This is a genomic window from bacterium (assembly GCA_026708055.1).
Lineage (GTDB): Bacteria > Actinomycetota > Acidimicrobiia > Acidimicrobiales > CATQHL01 > VXNF01.
In genome coordinates this window covers 117,126-132,841 of the sequence record JAPOVS010000040.1, presented here as the reverse complement: position 1 = coordinate 132,841, position 15,716 = coordinate 117,126, and the positions used below count along the sequence as shown (strand labels likewise).

Annotated in this window: 13 protein-coding genes; 8 read left to right on the top strand and 5 right to left on the bottom strand. The window is 71.8% G+C overall.

Features of this window, described 5'->3' with window-relative positions; genetic code table 11:
* Positions 1 to 16: 16 nt before the first annotated feature.
* The 8 genes from OXG55_08580 (at position 17) to OXG55_08545 (ending at position 11,127) form a co-directional block, all read left to right on the top strand.
* Entirely contained in the window at positions 17 to 1,402 is a 1,386-nt protein-coding gene (locus OXG55_08580; GenBank protein MCY4103299.1) for an HNH endonuclease, read from the top strand.
* Between the two features lie 66 nt (positions 1,403 to 1,468).
* The gene (locus tag OXG55_08575) at positions 1,469 to 1,708 is read left to right on the top strand and encodes a ribbon-helix-helix protein, CopG family (GenBank protein MCY4103298.1); all 240 of its coding nucleotides are present in this window, start codon (positions 1,469 to 1,471) and stop codon (positions 1,706 to 1,708) included.
* A complete protein-coding gene (locus tag OXG55_08570) occupies positions 1,702 to 2,013 on the top strand; it encodes a type II toxin-antitoxin system PemK/MazF family toxin (protein ID MCY4103297.1) in 312 nt (103 codons plus the stop codon). Before OXG55_08575 ends, OXG55_08570 begins: the two co-directional genes overlap by 7 nt.
* Before the next feature lie 269 nt (positions 2,014 to 2,282).
* A complete protein-coding gene (locus OXG55_08565) occupies positions 2,283 to 3,152 on the top strand; it encodes a hypothetical protein (GenBank protein ID MCY4103296.1) in 870 nt (289 codons plus the stop codon).
* 127 nt (positions 3,153 to 3,279) lie between these two features.
* Positions 3,280 to 4,872, top strand: coding sequence for a DNA polymerase Y family protein (locus OXG55_08560; GenBank protein MCY4103295.1), 1,593 nt, complete (start codon positions 3,280 to 3,282; stop codon positions 4,870 to 4,872).
* 194 nt (positions 4,873 to 5,066) lie between these two features.
* Complete coding sequence (locus tag OXG55_08555) at positions 5,067 to 8,489, top strand: error-prone DNA polymerase (protein ID MCY4103294.1); 3,423 nt, start codon at positions 5,067 to 5,069, stop codon at positions 8,487 to 8,489.
* 51 nt (positions 8,490 to 8,540) lie between these two features.
* On the top strand, positions 8,541 to 9,464 hold the full coding sequence (gene dapA, locus OXG55_08550; GenBank protein MCY4103293.1) for a 4-hydroxy-tetrahydrodipicolinate synthase: 924 nt from the start codon (positions 8,541 to 8,543) through the stop codon (positions 9,462 to 9,464).
* Complete coding sequence (locus OXG55_08545; GenBank protein ID MCY4103292.1) at positions 9,457 to 11,127, top strand: ribonuclease J; 1,671 nt, start codon at positions 9,457 to 9,459, stop codon at positions 11,125 to 11,127. The genes dapA and OXG55_08545 overlap by 8 nt, the downstream gene beginning before the upstream one ends.
* A gap of 16 nt (positions 11,128 to 11,143) precedes the next feature.
* Here the strand turns inward: OXG55_08545 and OXG55_08540 are convergent, their stop codons facing one another.
* From OXG55_08540 to OXG55_08520, 5 genes are read right to left on the bottom strand one after another with little or no spacing between them, the layout of a single operon-like run.
* Positions 11,144 to 11,974: an SDR family NAD(P)-dependent oxidoreductase gene (locus tag OXG55_08540; protein ID MCY4103291.1), complete on the bottom strand. Its 831-nt coding sequence runs from the start codon at positions 11,972 to 11,974 to the stop codon at positions 11,144 to 11,146.
* A gap of 9 nt (positions 11,975 to 11,983) precedes the next feature.
* Complete coding sequence (locus OXG55_08535; protein MCY4103290.1) at positions 11,984 to 13,183, bottom strand: MFS transporter; 1,200 nt, start codon at positions 13,181 to 13,183, stop codon at positions 11,984 to 11,986.
* Positions 13,184 to 13,209: 26 nt separating this feature from the next.
* The gene (locus OXG55_08530) at positions 13,210 to 14,268 is read right to left on the bottom strand and encodes an ATP-binding cassette domain-containing protein (protein ID MCY4103289.1); all 1,059 of its coding nucleotides are present in this window, start codon (positions 14,266 to 14,268) and stop codon (positions 13,210 to 13,212) included.
* Positions 14,268 to 15,344, bottom strand: coding sequence for an ABC transporter ATP-binding protein (locus OXG55_08525; protein MCY4103288.1), 1,077 nt, complete (start codon positions 15,342 to 15,344; stop codon positions 14,268 to 14,270). The genes OXG55_08530 and OXG55_08525 overlap by 1 nt, the downstream gene beginning before the upstream one ends.
* Positions 15,345 to 15,402: 58 nt before the next feature.
* On the bottom strand, positions 15,403 to 15,690 hold the full coding sequence (locus OXG55_08520) for an arsenate reductase (GenBank protein ID MCY4103287.1): 288 nt from the start codon (positions 15,688 to 15,690) through the stop codon (positions 15,403 to 15,405).
* Positions 15,691 to 15,716: the final 26 nt, after the last annotated feature.

Genomic DNA, 15,716 nt, shown 5'->3' with positions numbered 1-15,716 from the left:
CGAGGGACCTGGGGTCGTGAAGCCTCCGGTTGGGGAGAATCGGGTTGTTGATCCGGCGGCTCTGGAGTTGCAGCAGCGAGCCCGGGCTGTGGCGGTGGTGGATCCCCAGACCCGGACGGTGGCGGAGTCGGCGGCGTGCGGCGAGTTGGGCATCGTGGGCTCGTCTGCGTCGGTGGGCGACAGCGGCTATGTGGGCTGCGGCGATTGTGGCTGCGGCCTCCCGGTGTGTGTCGGGTCCCTGGACGTGGGCTCGGTGCGGGTGGGGGAGTTGCTGGACCTGATGGTGGATTTGGGCGAGGCGCGTGCCCGCCTCGAGGGCATGTTGATGACCGTGGCGGCGGAGGTGGGGCGGCGCAATGGCTGGGAGGCCGCTGCTTGGTTGATGCGTGAGTACAACCGTGTGCCGGCGATTCAGGCACGCGCCGAGGCGGGCATGGCGTACACGCTGGTCGCCGAGGGGCGTGATGAGACGCTGGCGGCACTGTCGGCGGGAGAGATCACCCTGTCCCACGCCCGTGTGGTTGCCCGCGCCGCGTACAAGGAGCACGCCCGCTCGGAAGCGGATCTGCTGGAGTTGGGCCGGGTGTACCCCTCCGACGTGGTGGCGCGCCACATGGTGATCCACGACAGGCCGGCGACGGGTTCCGCGGAAGGCTCGGAAGGCGAGGACGACCGCTACGGCACCGGCCCGGTGGCCGAGGAACTACGCGCCCAGCGTGACGAGCGGCGGGCACGCATGTTCCAGGGCGAGGACGGCATGTGGCACCTGTCGGCGCAGTTCGACTCGATCACCGGCAAGCGTCTGCACCAGATCTACCAGTCCGCCATGCGCGCTATGCGCAACCGCCCCGGCTCCGCCGAGCACAGCTACCCCCAGCGGGCAGCCGACGTGGTCGCTGAACTCTTCGGCACTCACAGCGACTGCAACCGCCAGCAGACCAGCCTGCTGGTGCTCACCGACTACGACCACGCCAGCGGCCACTTGCTCAACCCGCGGCTCGACGACGGCACCCCGATCCCTGTCGAGGTGGCCGCAGAGTTGGCGGTGAACGCCAGGGTGATGCCGGTGCTGTTCGACGCCAACTGGCAGAACATCGCCATCGGCACCAGCCGCAATCCCAACGAGGCCCAACGCATGCTGCTGGCGGCCCGCGACGGCGGTTGCATCGGCTGCCGGGCGACGGTGGAGGAATCCGAGGGGCATCACATCAAGTTCTGGCGTAACGGCGGCCTCACCCTCGTCCCCAACCTGGCCTTGTTGTGCTACTCCTGCCACGACCTCGTGCACGAACACGACTACGAGGTCCACACACCGGCCGCCGGGCGACCCGAACTCCGACCTCCTGAGCACCTCCGCCGGGCCCACCCCCCGCCGTCCACCAACCCCATCCAACGGAACTGAGACGTGGCGTTGACATGATTCTGGAGAGTCCGGCCATGTCCGTATACTGTTTGTATAACAACTGCGGTGCCGACACGATTCAGTTCCCGGCAGATCGAGACCATCGACCGTCTCGTCGCTGCGGGCGTCGGCGACACGCGCTCGGCGGTGATCCGCCGGGCGGTCGAGCATCTCGCCGAGTCGGTCGAGCGAGCGCGCATCGGCAAGGCCATCGCCGACTCGTACCGGGCGCAGCCGCAAACAGTCGATGACGACGCCCAGGCGATGGCCAACGCGATCGCCATGACCGAAGCCGAGCCGTGGTAGCCCAAGGCGAACTGTGGCTCATGGAGCCACCCAACCAGAAGCGTCGCCCGGCGTTGGTCGTCTCACGTGACGAGGCGATCCCCGTGCTCAAAAACGTGGTCGTGGCGCCGGTGACGAGCACGATTCGCTCGATTCCGACCTGTGTCCCCGTCGGACCGGACGAGGGAATCGACCGCGACAGCGTCGTATCGTTCGACAATCTCGCCGCGGTGCCGAAGTCGGTGCTCACGCTGCGGCTCGGACAACTGGATGGGGTCGGGCACCTCCGGATGTGCCATGCGCTCCGGGCAATGGCCAACTGCTGAGTTCCATCTACCGGCGCGGGAAACCGCCGGATCTCACCAACATTGATTCCGGCCTGCGCCGGGATGACCGGGCGAGGGTGGGGGATGCCGGAGTCGAAGTCCGGATCGATTACGTAGGAGCAAGCCTGACCGACACCGGCGTCCCCCCGCCCGGACAGCCACCGAATTGATTCCGGCCTCCGCCGGAATGACGTGGGGCGGGATGGCCGGAGTGACCCCGAGGCCGTGGGGGAGAGCGATGCGGGTCTGGATTTGCCAGAGACGAACACATGTTCGATACTGGTCGGATGCCCGGACCGGAGAACATCCCGGAGAACCTCGCCGTTGGGAGCCCGGCTCGCAGTGGGCGGGATCATCTGCGGCTGCTCGGTGAGAGGGTCGCCCCGATCGCCGGTGCCCGCGAGCGGACCCTGCCGGTGCTGGGTCCGCTGCGGGATCTGTTCGGTGGTGGAGCCCTGCAGAGAGGGTGGGTGATCGCCACCGGCGGCGAGGGCGCCACCTCTCTGGCTCTCGCCGTTGCCGCGGGTCCGTCCGCAGCCGGCTCGTGGACTGCGGTGGTGGGGGATCCCGGCCTCGGTCTCGCCGCCGCGGTCGAGGCCGGGGTGATGCTCGAACGGCTCCTGATGGTCGACGCTCCCGAACCCCGTGCCGCCCTCGAGGCCGTTGCCGCGCTGGTGGGTGCGGTGGACATCGTGCTGCTGGGCTCGGAGACCAGGCTCGGAGCGGCCGATCACCGCCGGCTGGCGGCCCGGCTGCGGGAGCGGGGATCGGTGCTGATCCGCCTCGCTGAGGGCAGGGGACATGGCGCAGACGTGTGGACGGGCGGGGCGAGATCGCCGGGTAGGAGGGTTGGCGGGCCGCCCAACGCGGACGTGCGCCTGCAGGTCATGTCGTCGCGCTGGTGCGGCCTGGAGGACGGCTGGGGTCTGCTGCGTTCCCGTCACGTATCGGTGCAGGTTCAGGGTCGTGGCGCGGCGGGCCGGCCACGTTCGGTCGACCTGCTGCTGCCGGGCCCGGACGGTGCGCCGGTCCTGCTGGGCCCTGTTGCGAGGGATGCGACCGCCCCACTGCGGTCCGCCGATGAGGGGCCGGCCGACCTGGGGTATTCGGGTGTCGGGGGATCGGCGGTGGTTGCATGATCGATCCTGACGGTTCGCCGGCCCTGTGGGAGCCCGCCGCGGCGGATACCGCCGTCCCGTTGCACTCCACCGGTCTGCACCCGGCCGACCCGGGGCATCCGGACGCCGGAGCCTCGGCGATCGTCGCGTGACCGCCCCGGTCCGCACACTCGTCGCCCGCTGTGCCCACTGGCCGGTGGTGGCTCTCGGATACCCGCTCACCGAGCCGATGGTGGTGGTGGCGGCGGGCCGCGTCGTGGCGGCCTCGGTGGAGGCTCGCAGCCGCGGTGTGGTCCCGGGGCTCCGGTTGCGGACCGCGGCGGCCCGGTGCGTCGATCTGGTGGTGCGCGAGCGCGACCTCGACGCCGAGGCCCGCGCCTTCGAGCCGGTCGTCGCGGCCCTCGACGACGTCACCCCGGCCCTGGAGGTGTCGTGCCCCGGTATGTGTTCCTTCGCCGCCCGGGGGCCGTCCCGCTATTTCGGCGGTGACGGGATCCTCGCCGGGAAGGTCCTCGAAAGGGTGACGCAGGCCCTCGGGGGGCGCGCCGAGGTGCGGGTCGGCATCGCCGACGGTCCCTTCACCGCGGCGGTGGCCGCGGAAGTGGCGGATCCGACCTGCATCGTCGAGCTGGCAGGGAGCGCCGCGTTCCTGGCACCCCTGCCGGTGCGGCTGCTGGGCAACCCCCAACTGACCGACGTGCTGGTCCGCCTGGGCATCGGCACCCTCGGTGCCTTCGCCGGCCTGCCTGCGGCTGACGTCCTGGCCCGCTTCGGCACCGAGGGCCGGCATGCCCAGTGCCTTGCCGCCGGGAGCGACGAGCGGCCTCTCGCCCTCCGGGCGCCTCCCCCCGACTGGTCGGTGAGCACCGAGTTCGACCCGCCCGCCGACCGCCTGGACCAACTGGCCTTCTGCGCCCGCGCCCTGGCCGGGCAACTGCGGCGGCGCCTCGAGAAGGCGGGGATGTCGTGTGTGCGGATCGCCGTCGAGGTCGAGACCAGTGAGGGTGAGAGCCTCGTGCGGCTCTGGCGTCACGAAGGGGGCCTGTCGGCGACCGACATCGCCGACCGGGTGCGCTGGTTCCTCGACGGTTCCCGGCTCGGCTCCGACAGTCGCCCCACCGGCTCCGACGGCCCGGCTGTTTCCGGTGGCTCCCGGCAGGGCGGCGGGATCGTCCGGCTGGCGCTCACCGGCGACGAGGTCACCCCGGCCCGGAGTCGCCAGATGGGTTTCTGGGGCGGCGAGGCCGAGGCCGATGAGCGGGCGGTCCGGGTCGCCGCCCACCTCTGCGGTCGCCTCGGCCCCGAAGCGGTCCGGGTTCCGGACCGGCGCGGCGGCCGTCACCCTGACGAGCAATTCGCCCTGGTGCCGGCGGTCACCGTCGATCTCCGTGACCGCCGGCTCGCCGATGACGACCGCCCCTGGCCCGGCCGGCTGCCGGCCCCGTCGCCGGCGCGCCTGCTGCCGGTCCCGTGGGCCGCCGAACTCCACGATGCGGCGGATGCCCCGGTGCGGGTCACCGGTCGGGGATCGCTCTCGGCGGCGCCGTCCCGGCTGGTGATCGACGGCCGGACTCCGACGGCGGTGGTCGCCTGGGCCGGTCCCTGGCCCAGCAACGAGCGTTGGTGGGACGGCGCCCGGCATCGCCGCCGTGCCCGCCTCCAGATCCTCACCGGCGACGGTTCGGCCTGCCTCGTGACCCTCGAGCGGGGTCACTGGGGGGTGACCGCCGTGTGGGACTGACCGGCCCGGCGGCGGACCGGATCCGCCATCGCCCCGGCACAGCAGCCACGGTGACCGCAGGCCGGTGCGCGCGGTCGTCGCCCGTGGCCACGTCTCTGCTTGTGACCGCCGCCCGTGGCCACGTCGTCACCCGATGTCGCCAGCGGCGCTGCACCCGCTTGGTATACGAACATGTATTCGTATACGGTACAGGGATGGATTGGAACAATCCCCGTGTGCCCTGGAGCGGCATCGAGCGCCTACTCTCGGACCGGCCCTTCTCGGACCGGACACCCGCCGGCCGCCCCGCCGACACTTGGGCGGGCGACGGGAACGACAGCCCGGCATGGTCACGCAAGCGGCGGGCGTACCTGCCGCCGGCCGATCTCCAGCGATGCCGGGGCCCGGTCCGCTACGCGGAACTGCACTGCCACTCCAACTTCTCCTTCCTCGACGGGGCCTCCCACCCCGAGGAACTAGCCGCCGAGGCGGTCCGGCTCGGGCTCGAGGCACTCGCCATCTGCGATCACAACGGCTTCTACGGCATCGTCCGTTTCGCCGAGGCGGCCGGAGCGCTCGGGCTCCCGACGGTCTTCGGCGCCGAACTCACGCTGGCCCTGGAGGCACCCCCTTCGCAGGCGGCCATCCCGCAGGCGCTCCGGTCGCAGGGGGCCTCCTCGCAGGCGGCCTCTCCGGCACGGCGCCGCCGGAAGGATCCCGAGCGCGCCGGGGTGCCCGACCCCGACGGCGTCCACCTGCTGGTGCTGGCCCGCGATCCCCGCGGCTACGCGCTGCTGGCGCGAGCCATCAGCGAGGGCCAGCTGGCAGGGGCCAAGAATGCGCCCCGGATCGACTACCAGCGCCTCGTCACCCTCGGCGGAGCGGGCACCGGCGACCACTGGCTGATCCTCACCGGCTGCCGCAAGGGGTCGGTGCCGCGGGCCCTGGCGGACGGGGGCATGCCCGCAGCCCGCCGGGCACTGGATCGGCTCACCGCAGACTTCGGTCCGGACAACGTGGCCGTCGAGCTGTGGGATCACGGTCTGCCCGGCGATTCGGTGCGCAACGACGCTCTTGCCGCTCTGGCCGCCAGGGCCAACCTCTCCCTCGTCGCCACCGGCAACGTGCACCACCACTCGGTGGACCGGCAGCGGCTCGCCGCCGCGCTGGCCGCGCTGCGGGCCCGTCGCAGCCTCGACGAGATCGACGGCTGGCTCCCCCCGGCCGGTCGGCATCTGCGCTCCGGCGCCGAGCAGGCGGCACGCTTCGCCCGCTGGCCGGGAGCCGTCGAGACGGCCGCGGAACTGGGGCGCCAGTGTGCCTTCGATCTGCAGCTCGTCGCCCCCGATCTGCCGCCCTATCCCTGCCCCGAGGGCCTCGACGAGATGGTCTACCTGCGCCGTCTGGTCGCCGAGGGGGGCGCACGCCACTACGGGGCGCGCACCGCCGAGCGGGTGGGGGGCGCCTGGGCGCAACTCGACCGGGAACTCGATGTCATCGAGGCGCTCGGGTTCCCCGGCTACTTCCTGGTGGTGTGGGACATCGTGGAGTTCTGCCGGCGGTCCGGGATCCTCTGCCAGGGGCGCGGCTCGGCCGCCAACTCGGCGGTGTGTTACGCCCTCGGCATCACCAACGTGGACGCCGTCTCGCTGGACCTGCTGTTCGAGCGGTTCCTGTCCTCCGAGCGCGACGAGCCGCCCGACATCGACATCGACATCGAGAGCGACCGCCGCGAGGAGGTCATCCAGTACGTCTACGACCGCTACGGGCGCCACAACTGCGCCCAGGTGGCCAACGTCATCACCTACCGTCCTCGCTCGGCGGTCCGTGATGCGGCCCGGGCCCTGGGCCACGGGGCAGGGCACCAGGATTCCCTCTCCAAGCTGATCGACCATCGGCGAGGTCTCGCCGCCGAGGCGGCTGATCCCGAGAGCCCCGTCCCCGCGCCGGTGCTCGAACTGGCCACCGAGATCGAGCACTTCCCCCGCCATCTGGGGATCCACTCCGGCGGAATGGTGATCTGTGACCGGCCCGTCATCGAGGTGTGTCCCGTGGAGTGGGCGCGCAAGCAGGACCGCAGCGTCCTGCAGTGGGACAAGGACGACTGCGCCGCGGTGGGGCTGGTGAAATTCGACCTGCTGGGGCTCGGGATGCTGTCGGCGCTGCGGTACGCCATCGACCTCGTCGCCGCTTCCGATGGCATCGAGGTCGATCTCGCCGCCCTGCCCCAGGAGCCCGAGGTCTACGAGATGCTCTGCGCCGCCGACACCATCGGTGTGTTTCAGGTGGAGTCGCGCGCCCAGATGGCCACGCTGCCCCGGTTGAAGCCCCGCTGCTTCTACGACCTCGTCGTCGAGGTGGCCCTCATCCGGCCCGGCCCCATCCAGGGCGGCTCGGTCCACCCCTACATCCGGCGCCGCAACGGCGCCGAGGCGGTCACCTACCCGCATCCGCTGCTGGAGGGGGCGCTCGCCAAGACCCTCGGGGTGCCGCTCTTCCAAGAGCAGCTCATGCAGATCGCCATCGACGTGGCGGGCTTCAGCGCAGCCGAGGCCGACCGGCTCCGCCAGGCGATCGGCTCGAAGCGCAGCCACCAGCGTCTGGAGCAACTGAAGGGCCGGTTCTTCGAGGGCATGGCGGCCAATGGCATCGACGACGAGGTCGGCGAGCAGATCTGGCGGAAGCTGGACGCCTTCGCCAACTACGGCTTCCCCGAGAGCCACGCCGTGTCGTTCTCGTACCTCGTCTACGCCTCGTCGTGGATCAAGTACCACTACCCGGCGGCCTTCTGCGCCGCCCTGCTGCGGGCACAGCCCATGGGGTTCTGGTCGCCCCACACCCTGGTCGGCGACGCCCGCCGCCACGGGGTCGTGGTGCGCACCCCCGATCTCAACGCCTCGGCGGCGACCGCCGGCCTGGAGCGGGAGGAGGACTCCACCGGCGGCTGGGCGGTGCGGCTGGGTCTCGACTATGTGCGGGGGGTCGGCGAGGAGCTGGCCGCGGAGATCGACGCTGGCCGGCCCTATGACTCGGTGGCGGACCTGCGCCGCCGGGTGCCGACCATCTCGGCCGCAGCGCTGGAGGGGCTCGCGATCTCGGGGACCTTCGGCTGCTTCGGCATCGATCGCCGCTCGGGGTTGTGGACGGCGGGGGCCTTGGCCCAGGAGACGGCCGACCAGTTGCCCGGGGTCGTCGGCGGCACCGAGGCGCCCCCGCTGCCGGCGATGTCACCGGCGGAGGTTGCCCGGGCCGATCTCTGGGCCACCGGCGTGGCGCCCGACGGCCACCCCACCCGCTTCATCCGGGACCGGCTCGCCGACGCCGGCGTGGTGACGGCGGCGGACCTGAGGAGCCGCGGCGACGGCGAGCGGGTGCTCGTGGGGGGAGTGGTGACGCATCGCCAGCGTCCCGCCACGGCCGGGGGCGTCACCTTCCTGAGCCTCGAGGACGAGACCGGGCTGATCAACGTGGTCGTTTCCCGGGGCTGCTGGCAGCACCACCGCAAGGTGGCCACCGGAGCCCCGGCGATGCTTATCCGGGGACGCCTCGAGCACTCCGAGGGGGTGCTGAACGTCGTCGCCGAGAGGCTCGAAGCGCTCCCGGTCAGCCGGGCTCCGGCCTCCCGGGACTTCCGCTGAGCCTCGCGGCCCCGAACGCACCTGCCGCCGGCGACAGGTAGCCTCGGCGCCATGGCACACCACGGCCATCCCTCGCCGCGCTTCGGTCGCGTCATCTGCGCCATGGTCACCCCGTTCAGCGACGCCGGCGACCTGGATCTCGACGGCGCCGCCGAGCTGGCTCGCTGGTTGGTGGCCTGCGGCAACGAGGGGCTGGTCGTGGCGGGCACCACCGGCGAGTCGCCCACCCTCAGCCACGACGAGCAGATCGACCTGATCGCGGCGGTCACCGACGCCGTCGACGTGCCGGTCCTGGCCGGCGCCGGCAGCAACGACACGGCCGCCGCCGTCGAGTTGACCGAGCGGGCCACCGCGGTGGGCGCCGCCGGCATCCTGTCGGTCGCCCCGTACTACAACCGCCCTCCGCAGGCCGGCCTGTACGACCACTTCCGGACCATCATCGAATCCACCCACCTGCCTGTGATCATCTACGACATCCCCGTGCGCACCGGCCGCAAGGTGGACACCGCCACGCTGCTGTCGCTGGCGCACGACACCGAGAACATGGCCGGCATCAAGGACGCCGCCGGCGACCCCGCCGAGACCGGGCGTCTCATCGCCGCGGCCCCGGAGGGTTTCGAGGTCTACAGCGGCGACGACGCCCTCACCCTGCCGTTGCTGGCGGTCGGGGCGGTCGGTGTGATCGGCGTGGCCACGCACTGGACCGCAGCCGAGCACCTGGACATGTTCGCGGCGTGGGAGCGCGGCGACACCGCAGCCGCCCGGGAGATCAACGCTTCGATGGGCCCGTCGTTCGACTACGAGACCGGTCTCGCCGCTCCCAACCCCATCCCCACCAAGGCGCTCCTGCGGGTGCTGGGCCGCCCGGCCGGACCGTGCCGTCCCCCGATGGCTGCCGAGCCGGCGGGCCTGGCCGACGACGCCAGGGCCACGCTGGCGACCACTCGCCTGGGCCGGGAACTCGGCTTTGGCTGAAGAGGTACGGGTCACCTTCCTCGGCGGCCTGGGCGACATCGGCCGCAACTGCGCGGCCATCGAAACCGGCGAAGCCCTGCTGCTGCTGGACTGCGGGCAGATGTTCGCGGGCGAGGATCGGCCCGGTGTGGACTCGGTCCTGCCCGATCTCTCCTACGTGTTCGAGCGGTCCGAGCGGATCGTGGGCTGCATCGCCACCCACGGCCACGAGGACCACGTGGGGGCGCTGAGCCACCTGTTCGACCGGCTGTCCTGCGACGTCTACGGCACGCCCTTCACCCTGGGGCTGGCCCGCCGGCGGATCGTCGAGGCCGGCTACGGCGACCGGGCGCGCCTGATCCCCGTCGCCGACGGGGAGAGGCGGCGAATCGGGCCGTTCGACTGCGAGTTCGTGCCGGTCACCCACTCGGTGCCCGGGGGCGTGATCACCGCCATCGGCACGCCGCAGGGGGTGCTGCTGCACTCCTGTGACTTCAAGCTGGACTTCTTCCCCGTCGACGGGCGTCGCACCGACCTCGCCCGCATCGGCGCCATCTCCCAGGACCCGGGGGTGCGCCTGCTGCTGGCCGACTCCACCAACGCCGAGCAGCCCGGCAGTTCACGCTCCGAGAGCGACATCGGCCCGGTGCTGGCGGGAGTCTTCGCCGCCAACGCAGGGCGCCGCATCCTGACGGCGTGCTTCTCCAGCCACCTGCACCGCGTGCAGCAGATCGTCAGCGCCGCGATTGCCGACGGCCGGCGCGTGGCCACGTTGGGGCTGTCGATGAAGAAGAACGTGGCGTTGGGCCGGGAGTTGGGGCTGCTGCGGGGACCCGACAGCGCCTTCGTGGACATCGCCGAGACCGCCGGCATGGCATCCGGCGAGTTGTGCGTCATCTCCACGGGGTCGCAGGCCGAGGAGCGCTCCTCGCTGGCGTCGGCAGCCGCCGGCGACAGCCGCTGGATCCGGATCGGACCCGCCGACACCGTCGTGTTGAGTTCCAACCCCATCCCGGGCAACGAGGTCCGGGTCAGCCGCATGATCAACGACCTCATCGAGCGCGGGGCCCGGGTGGTGCACTCCGGGGAGATCGAGATCCACACCTCCGGCCACGGTCGCCAGGACGAGCTGGCGGCGCTGCACCAGGCGGCGTCGCCGGAGTGGTTCGTCCCCGTGCACGGCGAGCTGCGCCACCTGCGGGCGCACGCCGCCCTGGCGCGCCGGCTGGGCATGCCCGCCGAGCGGGTGCTCGTGGCGCTCGACGGCGACCAGTTGGTCCTCAGCGACGCCGGCCTGCGGGTGGAGGCCGGCGTGAGCGCAGGCGACCACGTGCTGGTGCACGGGCCGTTCAGCGGGCCCGACCGCGGCGTGCTGGGGGAGCGGCGCATTCTGGGCAACCAGGGTGTCGTGGTCGCCACGGTGGTGGTGGACTTCGAGGCGGCTGCCCTCCTCGGCGCGCCGCGGGTCACCAGCCGGGGCTGGCTCGACGAAGCCGACGCCGACCCCTTGGAGGTGGAGATGGAGGGCGAGCTGGCCGAGACGGTGGGGGACTTCCTGCGCGCCGAGCCGGACGCCGCCGCCGCGGAGGTGCGTCGCGTGGTGCGCCGCACCGCCGGAACCCTCGTGGCCAACCGCTCCCAGCGCCGCCCCATGATCGTGCCGGTGGTGGTGCCGGCGGACTAGCGGTCCCCGGGCCGGCTCAGGGGTCGAGCGCCTCCCCGAGAGCCCCCGCCATCGTCCAGCGCCCGGTGGGGGTGAACGGATCCTGGCCCAGGCGGGCGATGGAGGGCACCACGTCGGCCAGCGCCAGCATCGGCACGACCCGTCCCGTCCAGTCGGTGGGCTGCGACAGCATCCAGACCGCCCCGTCGGCAGCGGTGGCGACCTCGGCCCAGGTCGAGTGGTCGGCGTCGGGCGCGTTCATGACGTACCCCTCCGAGGCCACCTGGACGTCGATCCGGTAGCAGTTGACGGCGATGCCGTCGGGTGCCAGCACCGCCGCGGAGGTGACGGTGAGGTGCTCGAGCGCCGCCTTGGACATGCCGTAGGTGAGCATGGTGGGGAAGTACCCGGTGGCCGTCACCGAGCCCACGTTGAGGATGCGCCCGCCGCCGGGCGCAGCCGCCAGGTACGGGCGGGCCAGGCGGGTGGCAAGCAGCGGCGCCCGCACGTTGATCCGCATGAGCACCTCGAAGCGTCGCAGCGGGATGTCCAGGTCGCCGCCGAAGCTGACTGCGGCGTTGTTGACCAGCATGTCCAACCGTCCGAAGCGTTCGGTGGTGACGGTGATGAGGCGCTCGATGTCGTCGTCGCTGCTCAGGTCGCACGGCACCGCCAGCCCCACACCGCCGGCCTCGTCGACCGCCCGGGCCGTCTCGTCGACCGTGCCGGGCAGCCGCAGCGGGTTGGCGGCGCTGGCACGGGCGGCGCAAACCACGTTGGCGCCCCTGCGTCCCAACTCGGTGGCGATGGCGGCACCGATGCCGCGGCTCGCCCCGGTAACGATGACGGACCTGCCCGAGAAATCCATGCGCGCACGCTAACCGGCTCGGTGCGCCGGCGCGACCTGCCGGCCGGCCCAGAAGATGCACGCACCGGCGAGCGCTCCGTAGCAGAGATACCCCAACGACAGTGGCGTCACCGATCCCGCGATGAGGTTGTTGGTGATCGACGAGAGCAGGGAGGCGACGACGAGGGAGACGGCACCGATGACCGCCGAGGCGGTCCCGGCGATCTCGCCCATTGGGGCCATGGCCAGGGAGTTGCAGATGGGAGTGATCACGACGTGGAGAGCGTTCAATCCGGTCAGCACGACGTACCAGAGCCAGAACGATGGGGCGCCTCCTCCGGCCAGGGAGATTGCCACCAGCGCCGACCCCCCGACCGCATGGGCGACGATCGCCATCCGCAACACTGTCTGCGAGCCCACGGCGGCGATGGTGCGGGCGCCGCCCAGCGCGGTCATCGCCATGACGGCCGCGCTGGCGCCGAACAGCAGGGCGAACTGCCCGCTGCGGTCGTACACGTCGTCGAGTAGCAACTCGAAACTGGCCAGGAAGGCCGTGAACGCGCTCAACTCGAACGTGAGGGCCAAGCCGTAGCCCAGCGTGACGCGGGTCCCGACGATGGTACGGAAAGCCCCCCGGAGGCGCTCGAGGTCGAGGGGCAGCCGGTGGGCGGGGTCGAGAGTCTCGTCGAGGCGGAACAGCCAGAGGCTCAGCGTCACCGCAGTCACGACGGAGAAGCCGAACACCCACCGCCACGTCCCGCTCAGCAGCAGCAACTCTCCCATCGCCGGCCCGAGGATCGGGGCGATCAGGAACACTGCGATGATCAGCGACATCACCCGTGCCATGCGGTCGCCCACATACCGGTCACGGGTGATCGTCAGAGCCATGACCCGCGGGGAGGCGGCGCCGAAGCCCCAGACGAGGCGGCTCGCCAGCAGGAACCCCAGCGAGGGCGCCAGGGCGGCACCGGCCGCTCCCGCCACGTACAGGGCCAGCCCGGCATACAGCGTCGGCTTGCGGCCGAACCGGTCGGCGAGAGGTCCGAACACGAGTTGGGCGAAGCCCAAGCCCAGCAGGTAGAGGCTCACCGTCCAGGAGAGGGTCGTGGAGTCCGCCGGCAGCCCGAAGGCATCGCGGATCTCGCCGAGTGCGGGCAGCATCACGTCAACGCCCAGGGCGGTGCTGGCGGTGAGTGCGGCCATGAGCGCGATGAACTCGCGCTCGCCCATCCGCCGAATCTTCATTCCGTTGTCGGCTATGGGGAAGCGGGGGTGATGGAGTGTCCGACGGCTGCGTCGTCGTCAGCCGGGTGGTCCGCGGGGGCCGGTTCGCCGGTCAGCGGGAAATGGCAGGCCACGAACTGTCCCGACGGTGCCCGGCGCAGCTCGGGAACCTGCTCGGCGCAGAGGTCGGTGGCCCGGTCGCAGCGGGTGCGGAAGCGGCAACCCGAGGGCGCCTCGAAGGGAGACGGGGGGTCGCCGCGCAGCGCGCCCCCCTCGGCCGCTGCGGAATCCAACTGCGGTATCGACGCCAGCAGAGCCTCCGTGTAGGGATGGGCAGGGCGGTCGAAGATGGCGTCGGTCGGGCCGATCTCGCAGATCCGGCCCAGGTACATCACGCAGACCCGGTCGCTGATGCTCTTCACCACGGCCAGATCGTGGGCGATGAACAGCATCGTCAGGCCGTACAACTCCTTCAGGTCCTCCAGGAGATTCAGGATCTGCGCCTGGATCGACACGTCGAGGGCAGACACCGGCTCGTCGCAGATCAGCACGCGGGGCTCCAGCGCCAGCGCCCGGGCGATGCAGATCCGCTGGCACTGCCCGCCGGAGAACTCGTGCGGGCGGCGGTTGCCGGCCTCCTCGAAGTCCATGCCGACGTCGGACAGGGCGGTGCGCACCCGCTCGGCGGCCTGCTCGGAGGCCTCGGGCCAGATGTCCAGGCCCTCCCGCACGATGTCGGCGACGCGGCGGCGCGGGTTCAGCGAGGCGATCGGATCCTGGAAGATCATCTGCAGGCCGGTGCGTACCCGGCGGAGATCCTCACCCCGCAACGTCGTGAGTTCCGCCCCGTCGAAGACGACGCTGCCCGACGTGGGGCGGGGAAGTTGCAGAATGGCGCGAGCCGTCGAGGACTTGCCGCAACCCGACTCGCCGACGAGCCCCAGCGTCTCGCCGGTGGCCACGTCGAAGCTCACGCCGCTGACGGCGTGCACCCGGTGACCCCGGCCTGCCGGAAAGTCCACTTCGAGTTCGGTGACCTGCAGCAGCACGTCGGCGGGCGGCCGCAGGTGGTCCGTGCCGACGCCGGCCATCAGCCGGCTCCCGCCGGCACGGGGCCCGGCTCGGTCAGCTGCAGGCCCGCGGCGGTCCGCCCGGCGGCTTGGTTGGCGGCCGAGGCGGCCTCGCCGTCGCTGGTTCCGGACGGGTAGAAGCAGGCGAAGCGGTGCTCGTCGTCGCCGGCGCCGGAGAGGGCGGGCGATTCGCTGAGGCAGCGGGCCTGGGCATGCCTGCAGCGCGGGGCGAACGCGCAGCCGGGCGGCAGGGCGGCCAGGTCGGGTGGGCGCCCACCGATGACCCGCAGGCGTGTGTGGCTGGGGCTGGCGATCTTGGGGATCGACTCGAACAGGGCCTTCGTGTAGGGATGGCGCATCGCCGTGAAGAGCCGCAGCGTGGGCGCCTTCTCCACGATCCGCCCGGCGTACATCACGGCGACCTCGTCGGCCCGCCCCGCCACCACGCCGAGGTCGTGGGTGATGAGGATCATCGCCATGCTGTGCTCCAGCCGCAGGCGGTCCAGCAGGTCCAGGATCTGCTTCTGCACCGTCACGTCGAGCGCTGTGGTGGGCTCATCCGCGATCAGCAGCTTCGGCTCGCAGGCCAGGGCCATGGCGATCATGACACGCTGGCGCATCCCGCCGGAGAGCTGGTGGGGATACTCCCGCAGCCGCCGGTCCGGATCGGCGATGCCGACCTGCTCCAGCAGCTCCCGGGCCCTGCGCATGGCCGCCTCGCGCGGGAGCCTTCGGTGGTAACGGAGCCCCTCGCCGATCTGCCGGCCCACCTGCATCACCGGGTTCAGCGAGTTCATGGGGTCCTGGAAGATCATGGCGGCCTCGGTGCCCCAGACGCGCCGCGCCTCGGCGCGGGGCAGGTCGCGCACATCGCGCCCGCCCAGCAGGATCCGCCCGGTGCTCGTCGAGGTGCCCGGTGGCAGGAGGTTCATGATCGAGCGCGCGGTGGCCGACTTTCCGGAGCCGGACTCGCCCACGACGCCCAGCGTCCGGCCTTGCGGCACGCTGAACGAGACGCCGTCGACCGCCTTCAGACCACCCCGGTCGGTGGCGAACGAGGTGTGCAGATCCTCGACGACCAGTGTGGGGAGAGTCACCCGCGTAACCGCCGGGCCCGCATTCTGGGCGGTTCGAGGGCGCCGACGGGCGGGGCCTTCAGAGCAGCTCGAGGACGGTGCTCGGGGGCCGGCTGATGATCGCCCGCCCGCCGCGCACCACGACCGGGCGCTGCATGAGCCGGGGGTGCGCCACCAGCAGTTCCACCACTTGGGTGGCGTCGCCGGCGTCCTCGTCGCTCAGGCCCAGGTCGCTGAAGTACTTGTCCCGCCGCACCAACTCGGTCGGCTCGTTCTCGAGGATCGCCAGCAGGGACTCCAGGCCGGCACGGTCGAGGGGATTCTTGAGGTATTGAACGACGTCGAACTCGACGTCCCGCTCCCGCAAAAGCTCGAGAGTGGTGCGGGAGGAGC